Raw genomic sequence first — 16,665 nt, forward strand, 5'->3', positions numbered from 1 at the left:
CCCAGTTCATCAGTTGCCCGAAACCTCGCCGCGCTCGCATACTTGCGGACTACAAGTAAACGACAGCGCAGCGAGGAAACAGTGTCGAATTCGGTCGAAACGCCGGTGGCCTACACCCACCGGCAGATCCTGGCTGTACTCAGTGGGTTGATGCTCGGCATGTTCCTCGCCGCGCTCGACCAGACGATCGTGGCGACGGCGATCCGCACCATCGCCGACGACCTCGACGGGTACTCGCTGCAGGCGTGGGCCACCACGGCGTACCTCGTCACCGCCACCCTGGCGACGCCGCTCTACGGCAAACTGTCCGACATCTACGGCCGCAAGCCGTTCTTCATGTTCGCGATCACGGTGTTCGTGATCGGCTCGGTCCTGTGCACGTTCTCGACGTCGATGTACATGCTCGCTGCCTTCCGTGCGGTCCAGGGACTCGGTGCGGGCGGTCTGTTCTCGTTGGCGCTCACCATCATCGGCGACATCGTCTCCCCGCGTGAACGGGCCAAGTACCAGGGCTACTTCCTGGCCGTGTTCGGCACGTCCAGCGTCCTCGGTCCGGTCCTCGGCGGAGTGTTCGCCGGACAGGACGAGATCCTCGGAATCGACGGCTGGCGTTGGGTTTTCCTCGTCAACGTGCCGGTGGGACTGGTCGCGCTCACCGTCGTCTCGCGGGTATTGCACCTCCCGCGACGACCGAGCGGAAGCCGGCGGATCGACTGGTGGGGTGCGATCGCCCTCGCGGTGGGTGTGGTGCCGTTGCTCGTTGTCGCCGAACAGGGGCACAGCTGGGGATGGGACAGCTCGAAGTCGCTGGCGTGCTATGTCATCGGCGTCATCGGCGTGCTGGCCTTCGTGCTCGTGGAACTGGCGATGAAAGACGACGCGCTCATCCCGATGCGCTTCTTCCGCAACAGCACCTTCGCGCTCGGCGTCGTGATCAGCCTCGTCGTGGGCGCCGTCATGTTCGGCGGCATCACCCTCCTACCTCAGTACCTGCAGGTGGTGAAGGGCTCGAGCCCCACCCTCGCCGGGTTCCAGATCCTGCCGATGGTCCTCGGTCTCATGGCCGGCTCGGTGGTCAGCGGTCAGATGATCTCGCGGACCGGACGGTACCGGTACTTCCCGATCCTGGGCACCGCCCTGATCGCGGTCGGCGCGTTCCTGCTGCACACGCTGGCCGCCGACACCCCGATGCCCGTCGTGATGGTGTTCATGCTGATCCTCGGCCTCGGTCTCGGAAACTTGATGCAGCCCCTCACCCTCGCCATTCAGAACGCGCTGCCCCCACAGGACATGGGGGTGTCGACCGGGGCGGCCACGTTCTTCCGGCAGATCGGCGGCACCGCCGGCGTCGCGATCTTCCTGTCGATCCTCTTCTCCCGCCTCACCCCGGCCATCGGCGAGCGGGTGACGGCCGCCGCAGGCACATCCGACTTCCGTCGAGCCGTGGTCGCAGCAGCGCAGAGCAACGACCCGGCCGAGGCCGCCATGGGCCAGGGAATGCTCAGCCCCGACCACGCCGGCGTCAGCGGAGTCCTCACGGACAGTTCGGTGATCGGGAAACTCGACGACGTGCTGGCCCTGCCCTTCCGGGAAGGATTCGCCGACGCCATCGGATCCGTCTTCCTCAGCGTGTCGATGCTCGCCGTCGTCGCCTTCGTCCTCACCGTGCTGTGGAAGGAAGTACCGCTCCGGAGCGAGTCCGGACTCCAGGCCGCAGCGCGGGGAGAAGCGGAGGAGTGAGAGACGACAACGGCGCCCACCCCCCCGCGGGGGATGGACGCCGTTACCGTGAACGTCGGGAGGCTCAGTGCCAGACGTTTCGCCGCCGGCTCAGTGCCAGACGATTCGCCGCCGGCTCGGTGCCAGACGATTCGCCGCCGGCTCGGTGCCAGACGATTCGCCGCCGGCTCGGTGCCAGACGATTCGCCGCCGGCTCAGTGCCCGCCGTTGTCCTTCAGTCGCTTGAGCGAAGCCTCGACCTCGGCCTTCGCCTCGGCGAGCCCGACCCAGTCGGCTGCCTCGACGTGCTTGCCCGGCTCGAGGTCCTTGTAGTGGACGAAGAAGTGCTTGATGGCGTCCAGCTCGAACTGCGGGACGTCGCCGATGTCCTGGATGTGGTCCCAGCGCGGGTCGCCGGCCGGCACGCACAGCACCTTGTCGTCGCCGCCGGCCTCGTCGACCATCTTGAACATGCCGACGGGACGTGCCTCGACGATGACGCCGGGGAACACGGACTCGGGGAGCAGGACCAGCGCGTCCAGCGGATCGCCGTCCTCGCCGAGGGTGTTCTCGATGAAGCCGTAGTCGGCCGGGTAGCCGAACGCGGTGTAGAGGTAGCGGTCCAGCTTCACGCGACCGGTCACGTGGTCGACCTCGTACTTGTTTCGCTGACCCTTGGGGATCTCGATGGTGACGTCGAACTCCACGCCGATTCCTCGCTGTCGTGTCGATGATGATTCGGGGAGAGGATATCGGGTCGAGGATAAGGTTGGTTGTCTGACCACCCACGAATCACAGTGAAGACGGAGGCGCGTTGCCGGGCCAGGGAAAGAAGAAGATGGGCTCGTTGGCGGGACGCCACCGTCGGAACATGCGAATTCTGTTCGCGTCGGTCGTCGTCGTGGTGCTCGCGATGGCGGCTGTTCTGGTGGTCGCGGTGACGGCGCACAACGCGTCGGCGGGCCGCGGTGAACTGACGATCGCGCCCGAACCGGCACCGATCACGGCGGCCCCGCAGGTCACGCCGGTGCCGGACGACGCGCCGATGCCGACGGCGCAGGGGATCGCCGCCGCGGTCGGTCCGGCCGCCGCCAACCCCGACCTCGGCAAGTTCAGCGGAACGGTCGCCGACGCGGTCACGGGTCAGGTCCTGTGGAGCGTCAACCCGCAGACCCCGATGACCCCGGCGTCGACCACCAAGGTCCTCACCGCGGGATCCGCGCTGCTGGCGCTGCCGTCCGACCGTCGTGTGACGACGAAGGTGGTGCAGGGGGCGACTCCCGGCGAGATCGTCCTCGTCGGCGGTGGTGATCCCACTCTCACCGCGAAGCCGGTCGGGGAGAACGGCTACTACCCGGGTGCGGCGCACATCTCGCAGCTGGTCGATCAGATCCGGAACGCGGGCGTCCAGGTGACGAGCATCGTGGTCGACACCAGCATCTACTCGGGCGACACCATGGCGCAGGGGTGGTTCCCGACGGACGTCGGCGCCGGATTCATCACCCCCACCGAACCGATCATGATCGACGGCGGGCGGGCCGACCCGCTCGTGGACGAGTCGCCGCGCAGTTCGACACCCGCGCTCGACGCCGGGCGGACGCTCGCCGGTGCGCTCGGCGTCGCCCCGTCGGCGGTCACGTCGGGGGTCGCGGCGCCCGGTGCGGCTACCGTGGCGAGTGTGCAGTCCGCGCCGCTGCGCGACCGGTTGCGGCAGATGATGGAACACTCGGACAATGTGCTTGCCGAAGCGATCGGGCGGGAGGTTGCCATGAATGCCGGCGCGGAAGCATCGTTCGAGGGCGCCGTCGCGACCATCGGCCAGACGCTGACCGCGGCAGGATTCGATCTGTCGGGGTTCACCCTGCACGACGCGAGCGGGTTGTCCGTCGACGACCGCATCGCGCCGCACACACTCGACCAGGTCCTCACGGCGGCCGCGGGCGACGGCAATCCCGCCCTGCGGCCGATGCTCGACTACCTGCCGGTGGCCGGCGCCACGGGCAGCCTGTCCGACCGCTACGCGTCGGGGAACCGCACGGGCGCCGGGTGGGTGCGGGCGAAGACCGGCACCCTGTCCACGGCCAGCGCGCTCGCCGGCTACGTGGTGGACCAGAACGGGCGGGTGCTGACGTTCGCGCTGATGTCCAACGACCGCCCGCCGGAGGTCAGCCGTCCCGCACTCGACGCACTTGCCGCTGCGCTCCGCACGTGCGGGTGCCAGTGATGGCCGCCGAGGGAAACGCCTTCAGTGGTGCCGTCGACTGGAAGCTCGCAGCCAGGACGGGGGTGAAGCTCGCGCGCAGCGGACCGGTGACGTCGCGGTACACGGCCGAAACCGTGGTCGCGGAACTGGCCGACGCGTCGATGCGCGCGGAACTGCCCGTCCGGGAAGTCACCGGCCTCGCCGACGGACTTCCGGTGCCGACCGCCCAGATTCTCGACCGGGCCGGGTGGATCCACGCCGCCGCGCATTCGATGTCGCAACTCACGGGCGGCGACGCCGCTCCCGGCATGCTGCTCGGCAAGCCGGCGGGCCTTCAGGCCGGGGCGATGCTCGCGTACTTGTCGTCGGCGATCCTCGGCCAGTACGACCCGTTCACCGGCGACAACGGAACCCTGCTGCTGGTGGCGCCCAACGTGGTGTCCGTCGAGCGTACGTTGCGGGTGCGGCCCAGCGACTTCCGGCTCTGGGTGTGCCTCCACGAGGTGACGCACCGGGTGCAGTTCTCGTCGTCACCGTGGCTCACCGGGTACATGCAGGAGTCGGTGGAGACGCTCGGATCCGCCGAGGACGAGTCCGTCACCGACATGGTCGGCCGGTTGTCCTCCGCGCTGCGCGACCGCGGGCGCACAGAGCCGGACGAGTCGGGCGCACCGGGCGGCATCGTCGGGCTGCTGCGCGCCACCCAGGCGGAGCCGCAACGCGAGGCACTCGACCGTCTGCTGGTGCTCGGCACCCTCCTCGAGGGACATGCGGACCACGTGATGGATGCCGTCGGACCTGCGGTCGTGCCGTCGGTGGCCGCCATCCGGGCCGCGTTCGATCAGCGGCGCCGCCGCAAGAGCAACCCGGTGCAGCGTCTCGTCCGGGCGCTGCTCGGGATGGACGCCAAGATGGCGCAATACGTGCGCGGCAAGGCGTTCGTCGATGCCGTCGTGGACAAGGTCGGGATGGACCGGTTCAACGTCGTGTGGACCGGCCCCGACACGTTGCCCCGGCTCGCGGAGATCGACGCGCCGGACGCCTGGGTGTCCCGGGTACTGGGCTGATTCGAGAAGGGCTGAGCCGGTGACGCTGCTTCCCGAGGAGCCGGCGATCCTCGAGGTTCGTCACGCCGTGCGGCGCTGGATCGCGGCGCACGCCCCGGACGGCGAGATCGCGGTCGCGTTGTCGGGCGGTGCCGACTCACTGGCGCTGACCGCGGCGGCCGCCGCGGAGGCGCGTTCGGTGTGTGCCCTCGTCGTCGACCATCGGCTGCAGCCGGGGTCGGCCGACGTGGCCGACGAGGCCGCGGCCCGTGCCCGGGCGCTCGGCTGCGTGTCCGCCGAGGTGCTTCCCGTCGATGTGACCGGGTCGGGCGGGCTCGAGGCGGCGGCCCGGCAGGCCCGTTACCGCGCCCTCGACGCGGCGCGCGGAACCCGCCCGGTGCTGTTGGGACACACCCTCGACGACCAGGCCGAAACAGTGCTGCTGGGGTTGTCGCGCGGTTCGGGTGGTCGATCCATCTGGGGGATGAGCGCGTACGACAGCCCGTGGGGGCGACCGCTGCTGGACGTGAAACGCGCGGTGACCCGGCAGGCCTGCGCGGAACTGGCACTCAGCCCGCACGAGGATCCGCACAACGCCTCACCCGACTTCGTGCGGGTGCGGCTGCGCACCGAGGTGCTGCCGCTGCTCGAGGACGTCCTGGGCGGCGGCGTCGCCGGGGCCCTCGCCCGCACCGGGGAACACCTGCGCGAGGAAGGGGCGGTCCTCGACGCGATGGCCGCCGACGCCGAGGCGAAAGTCGTGGTGAACGGCGAAATCGACGCGGCCCTACTCGTTCTGTCGGCGCCACCCGTCCGCAGGCGGGTGCTGCGCAGCTGGCTCCTCGCAGCCGGTGCGCGCGGTCTCGGAGACAGACAACTGCGGGCCGTGGACGACCTCGTCGCACGGTGGCGGGGACAGGGACAGGTGGCGATCGGGGGCGGAACACCGGACGCGAGGTTGGTGGTCCGCCGACGACGTGGCAGGCTGAACGTCGGATTGGACGACCGACGAAGGGTTTGATCGCGTGTACGAAGGCGACATCGCATCGGTACTGATCTCCGAGGACGAGATTCGTCGACGTACCGTCGAACTGGCCGAGGAGATCGCCAAGCGCTACCCGGAGGGTGCCCCGGAAGGGGATCTGCTCCTGGTGGGTGTCCTCAAGGGCGCCATCTTCTTCATGACCGACTTCGCGCGGGCCCTCCCCATCCCCACCCAGATGGAGTTCATGGCCGTCAGCTCCTACGGGTCGTCGACGTCGTCCTCCGGCGTCGTGCGCATCCTCAAGGACCTCGACAAGGACATCGCCGGCCGGCACGTGCTGATCGTCGAGGACATCATCGACTCCGGTCTGACGCTGTCCTGGCTGATGCGCAACCTGTCGAGCCGCAACCCGGCGTCCCTCGAGGTCGTCACGCTGCTGCGCAAGCCCGACGCCATCAAGGTCGACGTCAACGTCGCGAACGTCGGCTTCGACATCCCCAACGAATTCGTCGTCGGCTACGGCCTCGACTATGCCGAGCGGTACCGCGACCTGCCGTACATCGGGACCCTCGAGCCTTCCGTCTACGGCGGCTGATCTCCGCGCTGCTCGTCAGCGGACGGGTTCGTGCGACACGGCGAGCTCCAGCGCCCGCAGGTCCTGCTCCAGTTGCCGGAACAGCCAGTACACGCCGACGAACGCGAAGATGCCGCCGACGCACAGGATGCGGACCGCGATGATCACGAGCGTGATCTCGTCGGGCGACAGGAACGTCACCCCGGCCACACCGGCCAGCGGAACCGAGGCGGCCACCGCGAGATAGAGCGTGCTCCGGCGGTCGAGGCCCCGCAGTTTGTGCGCGTCGGCGCTGCTGGCGATGTCCTGAGGCAGCAGGGTCGGGTAGATGCAGCGCACCGCGAAGAACGCGACCACGAAGAACGGGTACGCCACCGAAACGGCACCGCACACGATCAGTGACGCGATGAAGTGCACGTACGCGCCCGGCGGAACGTTCCCCGCCGCGAGTTGCAGGGAAATCGGATAGGCGATGCCCGCGATGACCCACAACCCGAACACCACCAGCACGACGCGGTCGCCGAGCAGCAGCGTGTCGGTGCGGGCCCGGGCCAGTGTCTGGCGGTCGTACGTTTTCCCCTTGCGCAGACCACGCGGAACGAGAAGCGGATATCGGCACCAGTAGAGCAGCATGATCGCGCCCAGTGGGAACGCAATCGAATTGATCACCAATTGGATCGATTCGAACGAGTGCTGGGCCTCCGGCGTCAGATTGCTGATGATCAGCATCTTGTTGTGGTGGTAGTTGTACGCGCCGGCGAGAGCGTTCGGCACCGCGATACCGATCACCAGAATCGGGAGCGCGAAGCGGCGCAGCCGCATGCGCCAACTGTTCGGCGGCGGATCGACGAGGTCGCGGGCCCGGGGATTCAGGCACAGGTCGAATTGCTGGGCCAGTTCGGCACCGGACGACCACCGGTCCTCCGGCTTCGGTGCCAGACACGTCAGGAGTACCCGTCGTAGCGACGGCGGGCAGTCGTAGGGCAACTGGTCGAGAAACTCCGGGTCGATGTCGCGGCTGCGGCGGTCCAGCATCGCTTCCAGTGCGACGAGCGACTCGCTCGACACCTCCTCGTCCTCGAACGGACGCCGCCCGCACATCAGCTCCCACAACATCACGCCGAGCGCGAAGATGTCGCTGCGGGTGTCGAGGTCCGCCGCCGTCCCCGGCATTCCGCGGTGACACGCCTCGAGTTGTTCCGGGGACATGTAGGCCAGGGACCCGCCGAAGTAGGCGAGCGGTGACGCCCCGGTGACGGTGTCGCTGAAACTGATGTTGAAATCGGCGAGCTTCGGCACACCCTCGGCCGTGAGCAGGATGTTGGCGGGCTTGATGTCGCGGTGCAGGACGCCGCGCTTGCCGGCGTAGTCGAGGGCTTCGGCCAGTCGCCGCCCCAGCCACGCGATCGTCTCCGGCCAGGTGAGCGACGCGATCTCGTCCCGCACACTCGAGTCGGTGGGCCTGATCTCGCCCTTCTCCCGCATCTCCTCGTCGACCACGTCCAGCAGCAGGCTGCCCGTCCGGTCTTGTTCCGGGGTGACGCGTACGCGGCGCAGAACCCGCAGCAGGGTGCCACCCGGCAGGTACTGCATGTAGAGAAGGCGCAGTTGGCGGTCCTCGAGCAACCGCTGGTCGAACACGCGCACGATGTAGTTGTGGTCGAGCTGAGCGAGGGTCTGCGGCTCGTTCCCCTTGTCGTGCGAGATCTTCACCGCGACGAGTCGCTGCATCGACCGCTGCCGTGCCAGGAACACGCGGCCGAACGCGCCGCTGCCCAGGCCCATCAGCAGATCGAAGTCGTCGACCTGCTGTCCGACCTCCACATCGTCGAGCGCCGCATTGCCCGGCGGCGTGGTGATGAGCGTGTCCGGCTGCCGGGCGGTCACGGTCGGACTGGCGGCCGCGGTCTGGTCGGCGGGTGCGGTGTGCTCAGCGGCGGCGGTCTGCTCGGCGGGTGCGGTCTGCTCGGCGGGTGCGGTCTGCTCGGCCGCCGCGGTGTGTTCGGCGGCGGCGGTCTGCTCGGCGGTCATCGTCCGTGCGGACATGGTTTGCTCAGCAACCACCGTCGACGGTCCGGCCGCGACCGTCGCTTCGCTGCTCTCGTGTTCGGAGTTCGTGACTCCGACGGTCCGTTCGGCAGAGTCCGATCCAGCGGCCGATCCGTCTCTGCCCGACCCGTTTCCTCTGGTCATTGCACATCGAGGGTTCTACTGGGCGGGTTCTCTGGGCACATCGAGGTTGTCTGGAGCGGTGTGAAGAGTCCCATCCAGGGACAAGCGAATGGTAACCCCGCAGACCTACTGTATCCAGCGCGAATACTCGAAATGACTGCTTCCCTGCACCATATACTCGGGTGATGGGGGACTCCCCGTTCACCTCAGCCGTCGTCGTCGCCGAGCAGGTTCGCTCGGGCGTCTCGAGCCCGATGGAGCATGTCGAGGCCGCGCTCGCGGCCATCGAAGAGCGTGAACCGAAGATTCAGGCGTTCGTCGCCGTCCTCGCCGAACAGGCCCGAGCCGACGCTCTCGCCCTCTCTCACCGGCCGGATCTGTCCACACTCCCGCTGGCAGGAGTGCCCGTCGCGATCAAGGACGTCATTTCCGTGGCCGGACTGCCGATGCGCGAGGGATCGGGTGCGACCAGTGCCGAACCGAAGGTTTCCGATCACCCGGTCGTCGCGCGACTGCGGGCGGCGGGAGCGGTGGTCGTCGGCCTGACCACCCTCCCCGAACTGGCGGTGTGGGGAACCACCGACGCGCCCGGCCACATCACCCGCAATCCGTGGAATCCGTCGCGGACCTGCGGGGGTTCGTCCGGGGGAGCGGCCGCCGCCGTCGCCGCGGGGATGGTGCCCCTGGCCCACGGGACCGACGGTCTGGGGTCGATCCGCATCCCCTCGGCGAACTGCGGAGTGTTCGGTATCAAACCGGGCAGGGGAGTGGTGCCGTCCGAACTCGGCGCCACCTCGTGGTTCGGGATGGCCGAGAACGGGCCCATCGCCACGACCGTCGACGACGCCGCTCTCATGCTGTCCGTCCTCGCCGACCGGCCCGAACTCGCGCGGATCGGTGCGTCGGAACCACTGCGGATCGCGGTGGCGGCAGGGTCGCCGACGTTCCTGGCCACGGTCGACCCGCAGTGGCGGGATGCGGCCGTGCGCGCGGGCAGGGAACTGACCGGCTCGGGCCACGACGTCGAGCCTGCGACGTTGCCGTACCCGGTCAACCTGCTTCCCGTTCTCGCCCGCTGGACCGCGGGAACGGCCGCCGACGCGAAGGGCCTCGATCTGCGGCTACTGCAGCCCCGGACGCGCAGGCACGTCGCGGTGGGCCGCGCGCTGGGCCGGTTCGTCCGCCCCGAGCAGGTGGGCAGGCTCGAAGAGTCGCTGCGCGCATTCTTCGAGAACTACGACGTGGTGATCACACCCGCTCTCGCGCAGCCGCCGCTCGCAGCGACGACGTGGAGCGAGCGGTCGTGGCTGTCGAACATCGTGGCCAACGTGCGGTACGCCCCGTTGAGCGCGCTGTGGAATCTCGTCGGGTGGCCTGCGGCGAGTGTGCCCGTCGGCACGCACTCGCACTCGGGCACCCCGCTGGCCGTGCAGATCGCGGCACCGCCCGGAGGAGAGGCCAGGATTCTGGCCCTGGCCGCTCACATCGAGCGGGTGGGCGGCGGCTGGCCGAGGGTCGCGCCCGCGCGGTGAACTCCCGCACATTCGGACCCGGATCGAGTCCGAGGGAACCGATGGGCAACCGCATGCGTTGAAAAGAAAGAGACCGCTCCCTACAGCGGTTGGCTGCTACCTGGAGTCGCCGGGGTGCCTTCGCGGTAACCTGGTTTGTCCGGTTGGCAGCCGGAAGGCGCACCCGGAAGACCCGCACTCTCGAAAGGACCGGCCATATCGGCCGACCTGTATGAACCGTAAGACTGTGTTTCGAAACCTGGCGATAGTTGCCGGCATCCTGCTGGTGATCTACGCCTTCAGCTACTTCGGCAACGACACGCGCGGATTCAAGGGTGTCGACACCTCCGTGGCGATCGCGCAGCTCGACGCGAACAACGTCGACAAGGCGCAGATCGACGACCGGGAGCAGCAGGTCCGCCTGTGGCTGAAGGACGGCAACGACGCGACCGACGGCAAGACCGAAATCCTCGCGAAGTATCCGGCATCGGCTTCCGAGCAGATCTTCAACGAGATCTCCGACAAGGGCCTTCAGAGCTACAACACCACGGTCACGCAGGAGAGCTGGCTCACGTCCATCCTGCTGTTCGTCCTGCCGATGGTGATCCTGCTCGGCATCTTCTTCTTCGTGATGAGCCGCATGCAGGGCGGTGGTCGCGGCGGCGTCATGGGCTTCGGCAAGTCGAAGGCCAAGCAGCTCAACAAGGACATGCCGAAGACCACGTTCGCCGACGTCGCGGGTGCGGACGAGGCCGTCGAAGAGCTGTACGAGATCAAGGACTTCCTGCAGAACCCGATGCGCTACCAGTCGCTGGGAGCGAAGATCCCGCGCGGTGTGCTGCTGTACGGGCCGCCCGGAACCGGTAAGACCCTGCTCGCCCGCGCCGTGGCAGGCGAGGCCGGTGTCCCGTTCTTCACGATCTCTGGTTCGGACTTCGTCGAGATGTTCGTCGGTGTGGGTGCGTCCCGCGTGCGCGACATGTTCGACCAGGCCAAGCAGAACAGCCCCTGCATCATCTTCGTCGACGAGATCGACGCCGTCGGACGCCAGCGTGGCGCCGGCCTCGGTGGCGGTCACGACGAGCGTGAGCAGACCCTCAACCAGTTGCTGGTGGAGATGGACGGTTTCGGTGACCGCACCGGCGTCATCCTCATCGCCGCCACCAACCGCCCCGACATCCTGGACCCGGCGCTGCTGCGCCCGGGCCGCTTCGACCGGCAGATCCCCGTCGGCGCCCCCGACCTCGCCGGTCGTCGCGCCATCCTGAAGGTTCACTCGCAGGGCAAGCCGATCGATCAGCACGCCGACCTCGAGGGCCTGGCCAAGCGCACCGTCGGAATGTCGGGTGCCGATCTGGCCAACGTCATCAACGAGGCCGCGCTGCTCACGGCACGCGAGAACGGCACCGTCATCACGGAGGCCGCACTCGAGGAGTCCGTCGACCGTGTCGTCGGCGGTCCCCGCCGCAAGAGCCGCATCATCAGCGAGCACGAGAAGAAGATCACCGCGTACCACGAGGGTGGGCACACGCTCGCCGCGTGGGCGATGCCCGACATCGAGCCCGTCTACAAGGTCACAATCCTCGCCCGCGGCCGCACCGGCGGTCACGCGATGACGGTGCCCGAGGACGACAAGGGCCTGATGACGCGGTCCGAGATGATCGCTCGACTCGTCATGGCGATGGGTGGCCGCGCGGCCGAGGAACTCGTGTTCCACGAGCCGACCACCGGTGCATCGTCCGACATCGACATGGCGACGAAGATCGCCCGGTCGATGGTCACCGAGTACGGCATGAGCGCCAAGCTGGGTGCGGTGCGGTACGGCCAGGAGGGCGGAGACCCGTTCCTGGGCCGGTCGATGGGTCAGCAGTCCGACTACTCCCACGAGGTCGCGCGCGAGATCGACGAAGAGGTCCGCAACCTCATCGAGGCCGCGCACACCGAGGCGTGGGCGATCCTCAACGAATACCGCGACGTGCTGGACATCCTGGCCACCGAGCTGCTCGAACGTGAGACGCTCACCCGCAAGGATCTCGAGAAGATCTTCCACAGTGTCGAGAAGCGCCCGCGCATCACCGCGTTCAACGACTTCGGCCACCGGACCCCGTCCGACAAGCCGCCGGTCAAGACGCCGCGAGAACTCGCCGTCGAGCGCGGCGAGCCGTGGCCCCAGCAGCCCGAGCCGGTGTTCGCCCAGCAGCAGTCGCAGCAGGCTCCGCAGCAGCAGCAGTTCCCGCAGCCGGCACCCGCCAACGGTTACTCGCAGCCGGCACCGGCCAGGCCGCAGGGTGGGATGACGCAGCCGCGTCCGGACTACGGCGCCCCCGCGGGTTGGTCGGCTCCGGGCTGGCCGCCTCGCGATCCGGGCAACCAGAATCCGGAGGGTCAGTACTCCGGAAACCAGGGTCCGGGGAACCAGTGGAACCCACCGCACGAGCAGCGTGGCACCGGCGACGACGACGCGCAGACGAGGGCCTGGAAAGGACCGGACGGATCGAACTGATCCGCCCGACACTAGGCTGTTGCTTCGGGACGATCGGTCCCGGTACTGGAGGAGTTTCGGTTGTCGGTGAATCATCTCGGTAGTGAGCCCGTGGCACTCGAGACAGGCCGGGTGTTCGATCAGCCGCGTGCCGAAGCTGCGGTGCGCGAACTGCTGATCGCGATCGGTGAAAACCCGGACCGTCCCGGACTCCGGGATACGCCCGCCCGCGTGGCGCGGTCGTACCGCGAGGTCTTCGCGGGCCTCTACACCGACCCGGACACCGTGCTGAACACGACGTTCGACGAGGGGCACCAGGAGCTGGTGCTCGTTCGCGACATTCCGTTGTACTCCACGTGTGAGCACCATCTCGTGTCGTTCCACGGGGTCGCCCACGTCGGGTACATCCCCGGTAAGACGGGCAAGGTGACCGGCCTGTCGAAGCTGGCGCGCGTGGTCGACCTCTACGCCAAGCGTCCGCAGGTGCAGGAACGTCTGACCAGCCAGATCGCCGACGCCGTCATGCGCAAGCTCGACCCGCGGGGTGCGATCGTGGTCATCGAGGCGGAGCACCTGTGCATGGCGATGCGGGGGATCCGCAAGCCTGGTGCGAGTACCACCACCTCCGCGGTGCGTGGTCTGCTCCAGTCCAGCGCGGCCTCACGTTCCGAGGCTCTGGACCTTATTCTGCGGAAGTGACCGTGATCGAGTTGCCCGCGCCAGGCCGAACCGTGGTGATGGGCGTGCTGAACGTCACCACCGATTCCTTTTCCGACGGCGGGCGTTTCCTCGATCGTGACGCGGCGCTCGCGCGCGGTCTGGAACTGAAGCGTCTCGGCGTCGACATCGTCGACGTCGGCGGCGAGTCCACCCGGCCGGGCGCGGCGCGGGTCGATCCCGACGTCGAAGCCGGTCGCGTCGCACCCGTGATCGCGGACCTGGTGGGCGAGGGCATCTGCGTCAGCGTGGACACGATGCGGGCGTCGGTCGCGGAGGCCGCGATCGAGGCGGGTGCGTCGATCATCAACGACGTCGCCGGTGGCCGTGCGGATGCCGCGATGGCATCGGTCGTCGCGGACGCCGGAGTGCCGTGGATCCTGATGCACTGGCGTTCGGCTGCCGACTACGTGCACCGCGGCACAGCCGACCACTACGAGGACGTGGTCCGTGAGGTCCGGGACGAACTGATGACCCAGGTCGAACTGGCCGTGAAGGCCGGGGTGGATCCGGGTTCACTGGTGCTGGATCCGGGTCTCGGTTTCGCGAAGAACGCCGACCACAACTGGGCTCTGCTGAAGGCGCTGCCCGAGTTCAACGCGCTGGGATTCCCCGTCCTGATCGGCGCGTCCCGCAAGCGGTTCCTGGGTTCGCTGCTGGCGGATGCGGACGGGGAACCGCGCCCGCCCGCCGGCCGGGAGATCGCGACCGCCGTCGTCTCGGCGCTCGCCGCGACCCACGGAGCGTGGGGAGTGCGCGTGCACGACGCGCAGGGTTCTCTGGACGCCATCGCGGTCGCCGAGGCCTGGGCAAAGGGTGCAGCCGGACGTGAGTGATCGAATAGAGTTGCGCGGCTTGAAGGTTCGTGGCAATCATGGCGTGTTCGAACACGAGAAGCGGGACGGTCAGGACTTCTACGTCGACATCACCGTGTGGATGGACCTCGCCCCGGCGGCCGCGTCCGACGACCTCGACGACACCCTCGACTACGGCGGTTTGGCCGAGCGCGCGGCCGCGATCGTCGCGGGACCCTCACGGGATCTCATCGAGACCGTCGCCGCGGAGATCGCGGACGGGGTGATGACCGACCCTCGTGTCCGGCGCACCGAGGTGGTGTTGCACAAGCCGTCCGCGCCGATCCCGCTGACCTTCGCGGACGTCGCGGTGGTCGCGCACAGGTCGCGGCCATGAGTCGCGCGGTGTTGTCGATCGGGTCGAACGTCGGCGACAGCCTTGCCCATCTGCAGTCCGTTCTCGACGGTCTGGGCGACGCGGTCGTGGCGGTCTCTCCGGTGTATTCGACGGCGCCGTGGGGCGGTGTCGAGCAGCAGGACTTCCTCAACGCGGTCCTCGTCGTCGACGATCCCGCCCTCGACGGTTACGGCTGGCTGCGGCGCGGGCAGGAACTCGAGACCGCCGCCGACCGGGTGCGGATCGAACGGTGGGGCCCGCGCACGCTCGACGTCGACGTCGTCACGTGCGACGACGTCCGCAGCGACGACCCGGAACTGACGTTGCCGCATCCGAGAGCGCACGAGCGTGCCTTCGTGCTGATTCCGTGGCTGGACGTCGAACCCGACGCCGTGCTGCCGGTCGCCGGGACGACGACCCGGGTGGACGCGCTGCTGCCACTGCTGGGCGAAGACGAACGGGCCGGTGTGCGCCGGACGCAGCTCGTTCTGGACCGGCGGTCGCGATGAAGCCGGAACCGACGGGCACGATGAAGCCCACCCGGATCTGGGATCTGCTGTTCCTGGCCGCTCTCGCCGTCGCCGCCACCTGGATTCTGGTCCGTGTGTTCTACGGCTCGTTTCCGCCGATTCCCGTGTACGCCGGGGCGTCGCTGTACCCGGTCGCGCTGATCGAGGTCGTCCTCGCGTTCATGGTGCGATCCCGGGTCAGCAATCATCAGGTGGGCGACGGACCGCGTCAGCTGCACCCGATCACCGCCGCCCGGGTGGCGGCGCTCGCCAAGGCGTCCGCGCTCGTCGGTGCCGCGACGGCCGGGGTGTGGGGCGGCTTCCTGCTGTACCTGCTTCCGCAGCGTTCGGTGCTCCGGGCCGCGGGCTCGGACACTCCCGGCGCGTGGGTGGGCCTCGTCGCCGCACTGGCCCTCGTCGGCGCGGCACTGTGGCTGGAACACTGCTGCCGCACCCCCGACGACCCCACGGACGAGCCGGCGCATTGAGGACATGGAGGATCACCGCAGGTCCGATGGAATGCGCGGTGCACCCTTCGCGGCCAAGTACCCTGGCACCATGACGAATCCTGGTCGCCTCAAGTCTGCGCGCCGCAACAAGCGCAGCGCGAGCCAGATGATCGTTGCGGGGTTGCTCGCCCTCGCGGTGATCGCGTCCCTCTTCCTGATCTTCAGCGACAGCGTCCAACTCCTGCGGGTGGGCCTGGTTGCCGCGCTGTGGGCTGCCACGGTCGGTGCCATCGCCATGACGAAGTACCGGCGCGAGTCGGCGCTCGACAAGGCGAAGGTCAACGACCTGCAGACCGTCTACGAGTTGCAGCTCGAGCGGGAGATCTCGGCACGGCGCGAATACGAGCTCACCGTCGAGAAGCGGGTGCGCAGCGAGGTGCGCGCCGACGCCGAAGAACTCGCGGCGCTGCGTGCCGAACTCTCGTCGCTCCGCAAGAATCTCGAGGCCCTGTTCGACGGCGCGATGCCGACCGAACGGATCGCGCTGCGGGCGGATTCGACGCGTGTGCAGGAACTCGCAGGCGGGTCGTACAGCAGCTACCAGCCTGCTGCGTCGGGCCTGTACATCCCGGGAGCAGGGCATGCCGCCGGGGCGGGGCATCAGAGCGGTTCCGCCCAGACTTCTCACCATTTCGCGAATCCGGACGACGATCCGGTCACCGCCGAGACGTCCATCGTGGAACCTGCGTACGCCGGATACACCGAACCCGAGATCGAGGTCGAACCGGAACCGGAACCGGAGCCCGAGCCGGTTGCCGAGACCCGGCCGGCACCCGAGCCTGTTGCCGAGGTCGGGCCCGAACTGGTCCCCGAGCCCGAACCGGTCCCCGAGCCCGAGCCTGTAGCGGAGTCCGAGCCCGACTCCGAGGCGGAGGCAGAGCCCGAAGCGCGGCGGGGCCGCCGACGGGCGCCCGAGGACGACGAATCGTCGGGTGCGCACTCGAACGGGCTGTCCGTCGCCGAGATCATGGCCAACATGCAGTCGGCATCCGGAACCGGCCAGAGCGCCGGAGGCAGGCGTCGCCGGGCCGAATAAGGCCGGACGCG

15 protein-coding genes are annotated in these 16,665 nt (G+C 68.6%); 13 read left to right on the forward strand and 2 right to left on the reverse strand.

Features of this window, described 5'->3' with window-relative positions:
• The first annotated feature begins 42 nt into the window (after window positions 1-42).
• On the forward strand, window positions 43-1,740 hold the full coding sequence (locus CJ177_RS24565; RefSeq protein WP_095868858.1) for an MDR family MFS transporter: 1,698 nt from the start codon (window positions 43-45) through the stop codon (window positions 1,738-1,740).
• Between the two features lie 194 nt (window positions 1,741-1,934).
• Here CJ177_RS24565 and CJ177_RS24570 read toward each other — a convergent pair whose 3' ends face one another.
• Complete coding sequence (locus tag CJ177_RS24570) at window positions 1,935-2,426, reverse strand: inorganic diphosphatase (RefSeq protein WP_005244982.1); 492 nt, start codon at window positions 2,424-2,426, stop codon at window positions 1,935-1,937.
• Between the two features lie 131 nt (window positions 2,427-2,557).
• Here CJ177_RS24570 and dacB point away from each other — a divergent pair, with 131 nt between their 5' ends.
• The 4 genes from dacB to hpt are packed head-to-tail and all read left to right on the forward strand — an operon-like array spanning window position 2,558 to window position 6,548.
• On the forward strand, window positions 2,558-3,943 hold the full coding sequence (dacB, locus tag CJ177_RS24575; protein WP_095868859.1) for a D-alanyl-D-alanine carboxypeptidase/D-alanyl-D-alanine-endopeptidase: 1,386 nt from the start codon (window positions 2,558-2,560) through the stop codon (window positions 3,941-3,943).
• A complete protein-coding gene (locus CJ177_RS24580; protein ID WP_005244978.1) occupies window positions 3,943-4,989 on the forward strand; it encodes a zinc-dependent metalloprotease in 1,047 nt (348 codons plus the stop codon). Before dacB ends, CJ177_RS24580 begins: the two co-directional genes overlap by 1 nt.
• Before the next feature lie 19 nt (window positions 4,990-5,008).
• On the forward strand, window positions 5,009-5,989 hold the full coding sequence (gene tilS, locus CJ177_RS24585) for a tRNA lysidine(34) synthetase TilS (protein WP_095868860.1): 981 nt from the start codon (window positions 5,009-5,011) through the stop codon (window positions 5,987-5,989).
• 4 nt (window positions 5,990-5,993) lie between these two features.
• The gene (gene hpt / locus CJ177_RS24590) at window positions 5,994-6,548 is read left to right on the forward strand and encodes a hypoxanthine phosphoribosyltransferase (RefSeq protein WP_005244976.1); all 555 of its coding nucleotides are present in this window, start codon (window positions 5,994-5,996) and stop codon (window positions 6,546-6,548) included.
• Between the two features lie 15 nt (window positions 6,549-6,563).
• Here hpt and CJ177_RS24595 read toward each other — a convergent pair whose 3' ends face one another.
• Complete coding sequence (locus CJ177_RS24595; RefSeq protein ID WP_095868861.1) at window positions 6,564-8,720, reverse strand: serine/threonine-protein kinase; 2,157 nt, start codon at window positions 8,718-8,720, stop codon at window positions 6,564-6,566.
• Window positions 8,721-8,884: 164 nt separating this feature from the next.
• Here CJ177_RS24595 and CJ177_RS24600 point away from each other — a divergent pair, with 164 nt between their 5' ends.
• The 8 genes from CJ177_RS24600 (at window position 8,885) to CJ177_RS24635 (ending at window position 16,654) form a co-directional block, all read left to right on the forward strand.
• A complete protein-coding gene (locus tag CJ177_RS24600) occupies window positions 8,885-10,231 on the forward strand; it encodes an amidase (RefSeq protein ID WP_025431745.1) in 1,347 nt (448 codons plus the stop codon).
• 211 nt (window positions 10,232-10,442) lie between these two features.
• A complete protein-coding gene (gene ftsH, locus CJ177_RS24605) occupies window positions 10,443-12,713 on the forward strand; it encodes an ATP-dependent zinc metalloprotease FtsH (RefSeq protein WP_095868862.1) in 2,271 nt (756 codons plus the stop codon).
• Window positions 12,714-12,773: 60 nt separating this feature from the next.
• Complete coding sequence (gene folE, locus CJ177_RS24610) at window positions 12,774-13,391, forward strand: GTP cyclohydrolase I FolE (RefSeq protein ID WP_025431746.1); 618 nt, start codon at window positions 12,774-12,776, stop codon at window positions 13,389-13,391.
• The gene (gene folP / locus CJ177_RS24615) at window positions 13,388-14,245 is read left to right on the forward strand and encodes a dihydropteroate synthase (protein ID WP_095868863.1); all 858 of its coding nucleotides are present in this window, start codon (window positions 13,388-13,390) and stop codon (window positions 14,243-14,245) included. Before folE ends, folP begins: the two co-directional genes overlap by 4 nt.
• Complete coding sequence (gene folB / locus CJ177_RS24620; RefSeq protein WP_005262144.1) at window positions 14,238-14,600, forward strand: dihydroneopterin aldolase; 363 nt, start codon at window positions 14,238-14,240, stop codon at window positions 14,598-14,600. Before folP ends, folB begins: the two co-directional genes overlap by 8 nt.
• Window positions 14,597-15,109: a 2-amino-4-hydroxy-6-hydroxymethyldihydropteridine diphosphokinase gene (folK, locus tag CJ177_RS24625; protein WP_095868864.1), complete on the forward strand. Its 513-nt coding sequence runs from the start codon at window positions 14,597-14,599 to the stop codon at window positions 15,107-15,109. The genes folB and folK overlap by 4 nt, the downstream gene beginning before the upstream one ends.
• A gap of 20 nt (window positions 15,110-15,129) precedes the next feature.
• Complete coding sequence (locus tag CJ177_RS24630; RefSeq protein ID WP_179443299.1) at window positions 15,130-15,597, forward strand: DUF3180 domain-containing protein; 468 nt, start codon at window positions 15,130-15,132, stop codon at window positions 15,595-15,597.
• Between the two features lie 70 nt (window positions 15,598-15,667).
• Complete coding sequence (locus tag CJ177_RS24635; protein ID WP_179443280.1) at window positions 15,668-16,654, forward strand: DUF6779 domain-containing protein; 987 nt, start codon at window positions 15,668-15,670, stop codon at window positions 16,652-16,654.
• Window positions 16,655-16,665 lie beyond the last annotated feature (11 nt).

The organism is Rhodococcus sp. ACPA1 (assembly GCF_002300195.1).
GTDB classification, from domain to species: domain Bacteria; phylum Actinomycetota; class Actinomycetes; order Mycobacteriales; family Mycobacteriaceae; genus Rhodococcus_F; species Rhodococcus_F opacus.

Excerpts from the sequence above, each read along its gene's own strand:
- dacB (WP_095868859.1), top strand. The coding sequence starts at position 2,558 with ATGGGCTCGTTGGCGGGACGCCACCGTCGGAACATGCGAATTCTGTTC.
- CJ177_RS24580 (WP_005244978.1), top strand. The coding sequence starts at position 3,943 with ATGGCCGCCGAGGGAAACGCCTTCAGTGGTGCCGTCGACTGGAAGCTC.
- CJ177_RS24595 (WP_095868861.1), bottom strand. The coding sequence starts at position 8,720 with ATGACCAGAGGAAACGGGTCGGGCAGAGACGGATCGGCCGCTGGATCG.
- CJ177_RS24600 (WP_025431745.1), top strand. The coding sequence starts at position 8,885 with ATGGGGGACTCCCCGTTCACCTCAGCCGTCGTCGTCGCCGAGCAGGTT.
- ftsH (WP_095868862.1), top strand. The coding sequence starts at position 10,443 with ATGAACCGTAAGACTGTGTTTCGAAACCTGGCGATAGTTGCCGGCATC.
- folK (WP_095868864.1), top strand. The coding sequence starts at position 14,597 with ATGAGTCGCGCGGTGTTGTCGATCGGGTCGAACGTCGGCGACAGCCTT.
- CJ177_RS24630 (WP_179443299.1), top strand. The coding sequence starts at position 15,130 with ATGAAGCCCACCCGGATCTGGGATCTGCTGTTCCTGGCCGCTCTCGCC.
- CJ177_RS24635 (WP_179443280.1), top strand. The coding sequence starts at position 15,668 with ATGACGAATCCTGGTCGCCTCAAGTCTGCGCGCCGCAACAAGCGCAGC.